The sequence below is a fragment of the Psychromonas sp. genome (assembly GCF_983033635.1).
In genome coordinates, this window is record NZ_CEZLMY010000094.1 from 8,888 (window position 1) to 14,089 (window position 5,202).

5 protein-coding genes are annotated in these 5,202 nt (G+C 35.6%); 3 read left to right on the plus strand and 2 right to left on the minus strand.

The features are described from left to right. The coding region (locus AC4GME_RS12320; RefSeq protein ID WP_490379466.1) for a HAMP domain-containing protein at window positions 1-1,138 on the minus strand (1,138 nt) is incomplete at its 3' end. 408 nt (window positions 1,139-1,546) lie between these two features. Here AC4GME_RS12320 and AC4GME_RS12325 point away from each other — a divergent pair. Beyond that, a complete protein-coding gene (locus tag AC4GME_RS12325) occupies window positions 1,547-3,001 on the plus strand; it encodes an HDOD domain-containing protein (RefSeq protein WP_490379467.1) in 1,455 nt (484 codons plus the stop codon). A 172-nt stretch (window positions 3,002-3,173) separates the two neighbouring features. Here the strand turns inward: AC4GME_RS12325 and AC4GME_RS12330 are convergent, their stop codons facing one another. Further along, entirely contained in the window at window positions 3,174-4,019 is an 846-nt protein-coding gene (locus tag AC4GME_RS12330; protein ID WP_490379468.1) for a DUF2989 domain-containing protein, read from the minus strand. Between the two features lie 78 nt (window positions 4,020-4,097). On the opposite strand from AC4GME_RS12330, the gene AC4GME_RS12335 reads away from it, so the two are divergent. Together AC4GME_RS12335 and AC4GME_RS12340 are read left to right on the plus strand one after the other, a co-directional pair. Further along, complete coding sequence (locus AC4GME_RS12335) at window positions 4,098-4,379, plus strand: YeaC family protein (protein ID WP_490376915.1); 282 nt, start codon at window positions 4,098-4,100, stop codon at window positions 4,377-4,379. Window positions 4,380-4,460: 81 nt separating this feature from the next. After that, window positions 4,461-5,159: a hypothetical protein gene (locus AC4GME_RS12340; RefSeq protein ID WP_490379469.1), complete on the plus strand. Its 699-nt coding sequence runs from the start codon at window positions 4,461-4,463 to the stop codon at window positions 5,157-5,159. The last annotated feature ends 43 nt before the right edge of the window (window positions 5,160-5,202 follow it).

Genomic DNA, 5,202 nt, shown 5'->3' on the forward strand with positions numbered 1-5,202 from the left:
TCTCCATCTCTTTATGGCTTTGGCTAGATATGCTGTGCATTTGCCCTGAAATTGATGACATTTCATCAGAATGATTTTTAAAGTCTTTCATCATGTCATGAATATTGGCCACAAAGGTATTAAAGTGCTCTGCCAATTTACCTATTTCATCGCTACTTGTGATAGTTAAGCGCTTGGTTAGATCTCCATTACCTTGCGCAATATCCCGCATCGCAGTTTGTAATGTGCGTAGGGGTTTGGTTAGTTGAACCAGCAGTAAACTCAGCAGTACAACGGCAATAATAACTGCGAGAGGTGTCAGTGATAAAGCCAGATTACGAATCTCTTTCATTGACGAGAACGCCAGCTCTTTATTGATTTCAACCGCCAGATACCAATTAACCGATGGCACACCTTTAATTGGGAAAAATCCAACTAGAACGGTGCCTGAATCGCTGGATGCTTCGACCAGTTCAGGTTGAATGACTATCTTATCGTTTGCATAAAGATCACTAATGTTTTTTTCATTTAGCGCTTTGTTTTGATGAACTAAGACAGTCCCATCATCTGAAATCAGGTATACATGGCCGGTACCTGAAAAATCAACTAGCCCTAATGTTTGCGCAATAAAGTCAAGTGACAAGTCACCAGCTGCTACGCCAGTAAAATTACCATTTTTATTAATGGGAGCCATGCCTGAAATCAATACGCTGCCGCTTGTTGCATCTACATAGGGCTTGGTAAATGAAGCTGAGTTGAGTTGTTTAGTTTTAGTGTACCAAGGGCGTATACGTGGATCATAATCTGCGGGTAATGTTTCATTTGGATCATCCATTACCATGGTGCCTGATTCGTTGGCCACATAAACATATTCATAATTGCCTGCATTTTTAATCAGTGCCAGTTTGGATCTGTCCATCGAGGGGCTAATCTCACCAGTCGCTTCAGCAATTGCTTCAATGGCTTTTAATTTACTGTTCAGCCAGTTTGCAATATTACTCGAGGCAGTTTGCGAGGTTTCCTCAAGGTTGGCTTGCAGGTTGCTTTGAGTGTGATTCATGACCGTTATATAGTTAATCGAGGCTAAAACGATTAATGCAAAGGCGATAATTATACTGGCGGCAAGGGTGATCTTGCGTGAAAATCCTAAATTTTTCATGATAGTCCCTTTGAGCTTTTCTATAAGTTGTTGATTAAATTGCAATATGAATGAGTGTTAATGACGATATAAAGTCCTTTTATATCCAGCTGTTATTTTTGACCCTGTTTTAACTATGGTTGTGATCTATAGTTTGTCAATAGTGCACTATTCCATCATTATTAAAAAACGTTTATGTTATTGAATGTTAACGATTACAAACTTTATAAAAATCCATGTAAATGGCATGTTCAGTGGGCGTGAGTAATTGACTGCTATTGCTCTTTAATATAAAAGTTGAGTTAAATAATTCCCTTATACCTAGAAGCTAGTCACTTCTCGGCTTGCTCATTTATGCCTTTCCAAGTAGTTTGGGTATATACTTTCTTAACAAAGTTAACGCCATCAATTTCATTAGGAACAATTTTAATGCGTGAAAAAGTAAAACGGACACCTGCACAATGGATAGATATTCTTTCTAAAAAAGAGTTACCAGCTATTACGTCAGTCGCGAGCATGCTTGATAAGTTTTCAAATGATGACATCTCTTCAATTCCCAAATTAAGCAAAGCAATTTTACATGATCAAGCGTTATCCTCTTGTGTATTAAAAGTAGCCAATAACTGTAACCGCGTTTCATATAGAAAAGTCACTACTGTTTCTCGAGCTTCAATTGTACTTGGTATTCAAGCGATTAAAAATATCTGCTTAACGTCAAAAATATTAGATGGATTATTACAAAGCAAAAATTTGGGACCTGAGGTATATAACCGTTTAACTATGTTAATGGCAAATGCTTTTTATGCCGGATTATTAGCAAAAATGATGGTGCCTGACTATGGGGATGATACACAAGAGGAAGTTTATTTAGCAGCCATGTTATATCATATTGGAGAAACATCATTCTGGAGTACCGGTAGTGATATGGCTGAGCAGTTAATTAAAGAGGTTGATTTACCTGAAAAGGAATTCCGGCAATATTGCACCTCAATAACAGGTATTCAATTTAAAGATCTCAGTATAGGTTTGGCTAAAACCTGGCACTTAGGTGAATTATTAATTAAATCTTTAGATCAGCCTGAAAGCCGAACTATTGAGATGCAGACAATTAGTTTAGCGAATCAACTCAGTGCTGCGATTGCGACTCCTCCTAATAAAAAAAGTGATTTTGATCGGTTGTTAAAAAATATTAGTCAAATAATGAAAGTAGATGTTAAGCATCTAAAAGAGCGAATTGAAGAAACGAGACGTTTAGCTATTGAGTTACTTGGATCATATGGCGCATCGGTCTTAGAAAGACATATTAAAGTATTACCTAAAGAATCTGATTTTACTGATCAAGTAAAACAATCAGCGCTATCACAAATAACACAGGAACAAGCATTATTATCCGCTTTAAAAACATTAACCAAATTGACTAAAAGCAGCCAAAATATCAATGAGTTTTTAACTTTCACTTTACAACAGGCTGCGATCATTATTGGTTTTGACCGTTGTTCATTTTGGATTTTAAGCAGTAATAAAAGTTGCGTGGAATCACGAACATCATACGATAATCGTGGGCAGGCTGAAACCTTCCGCAGTTCAATCACTGTAAATGAAAGCATGAATATTGTTAGCCATGTTTTAGAGATGGATAATGCTGTACTGGTGAACGATCACCGAGATCCGAAATGGCGCAATTATGTCACTCTTGAAATAGACAAATTGGTAGGCAGAGGAGCAATTTGTTTTGCTCCAGTAAAAATTGAAGACAAAATGATAGGCGTGATTAGCGCACAGGTTTTTGATAAATCCCAAAAGATAAGTGAAGATGATTTTTCACAGTTTAGTTTTATTGTTGAACATCTTAATATGTGTCTGAGTATGCTATCTCGTCGTTAGCTATATTAATGCCATGTTTCTGAGAATGGGAGGAAAGTCCCATTCTACTTCAAGATGCTAATTCAGAGGCCAGCTCGGATAGCAGGATAAGGCGTAACATGCCTCGAATATGGTCACCTCTTGGTTTGCCGATTATTGTATCTTGAGGCAGATTGGGTATATAACAAAATATCTACTGAACTAATTGTGGCGCTTTTAAATTGAATATGCCGTCTGTTAGCTGCTTGTGATAAGCATCAGCCTTATCTTCTAAAACATCTTCATTGTTGATCAGTTTTTTTCCATTTATTAAACCTTTTTGTAAGATAAGATCTAAATTAATTGGAAACTCTTTTTCTGTATTTTCCTCTTTTGCTATTAGTGCCCAAATGTAAGCTTGTGCAAATTGTTTATTTTGGTAAAAGATAGTCATAATTGAAGTAAATATATTTTGGGGAAGCTCATCTAACGATTTACTTTCTCTTAATGCTTTATAGAACAGATTTAATGAAAGTTGAGGATCTTCTGTAGAATAGATAGTTGCAAGCTTGGCTAATAGCTTAATATCTTTTAAATCTTTTTGATTTGCTGCATTTAAAAAAACAGTTCTGGCATCTAAGTCTTGGTAGCGAGTCCATAAATAATAGGCAAGATGGGGATCTTGAGTTCCTTTGCTCTCTTTTAGCACAGCTTTCATCAAATTTTGTGCCGCTAAATAGTTTTCAAGACGAAGCTCTTTTCGTTCTTTATTACGGGTAAACTGCAGAAATAGTGTTAATTCAAGACAAGATTCATAGTTATCCAATTCAGTAAGCAAAGCACGAGTATGGGTTTGATTTGGTTCAATTTTATCATAATATCTAGCACGAATAAGACTTGTTCGTTTATAACGACAGTCACCAATTTGATGCAAGTCACTGCAAAGCTCTGGATATGATTTACAGATATTTGCTAAACCATCTTCTTTATTAGGGATACAAGATATGGTCGCGATTAATGCGATTAGAATTAGCGTGCTTTTGAGTATCTTAGTAATCATGAGTAGAATTCTTCCATTAAATCAATATACTTAGCATAGTTTAATAGTAACATTCTAATACAACAATAGGTGATCCTTGTGTCAAATTTAACTGAGTATGCAAAAAACATATCGCCGTCACTTTATAAGCAATTAAAACAAGTTATCGAAACAGGAAAGTGGTTAGATGGTAATAAACTAAGTGAGCAACAAAAAGCCCATAGTATGCAGTTGGTTATGGCATACCAAAGTTTATTTAATGAGCAGCCTGATCATTTCAGCATTGCTAAAGGTGGAGAGATCCACATGCAAAATAAAAAAGAATTAAAAACAAAATTTTCACAGCCAAGCATTTCAGATATTCACTTGATAGATTTATAAAAAGTATTCCGCTATTTTCTTTTCGATTTTCAAAATAAGAAGTAAGCTCAATATATCGTTAAGTAAAAAGGCGTTTCTTATATGTCGAAAACTCTTATCGTTTTTATTTTCCTATCCTTATTTACTGTAGTAACACTTGCCGAAGTGTATAAGTGTGCAGATGGCGATTCAGTTCGCTTTTCAACGGAAGCCTGTGATTCAGAATTTTTCGACCTTGCCTTGGCTGAGCAAACTCCGCATGAAGAGCTAACTCAAGAAGAGTTCATTGTACCTGTTTACCCAGGTTGGAAAGGTGGGTGGAAGAAAATAAAAGAGATAAAATTAGAGCAGTTTTTTGAAATTGAATATATCCCTAACTATCCGCAGCAAAGTGACATAAAGGCATTTATTAACCAGCAAACGTTAAGCAATATACCACAATCGATGACCATTCATCATTTTGCGCTTTCTATTGCAGGTATTATTGACAGTATTTGTGAAAAGGTTTTATTTTCAGACTCAGAAGTTAATAAACAAACACTCAACAGCGTCTACTATGGCCAATATGTTTGCTCATTAAGACGTGATAGTAAAAAAGGTGAGTTGGGTTTATATAAAATAATACGTGGTGAAAAGAGTGTGTACATGTTAATTATGAAGTGGAGTGTCGCTCCTTTTATAATGGAACCGGGAAAAGAGCCCGCTATCTTAAAAAATAGAGAAATGAAAAATAGCTTAAACAGAGCGAAAAAATACTTACAGCAAGATGTTAAATTGTGTAAAGGCACTATGTGTTATTAATTGAAGTTTAAATGGAAAAAACAAAAAAGCCTCTCAATTGAGA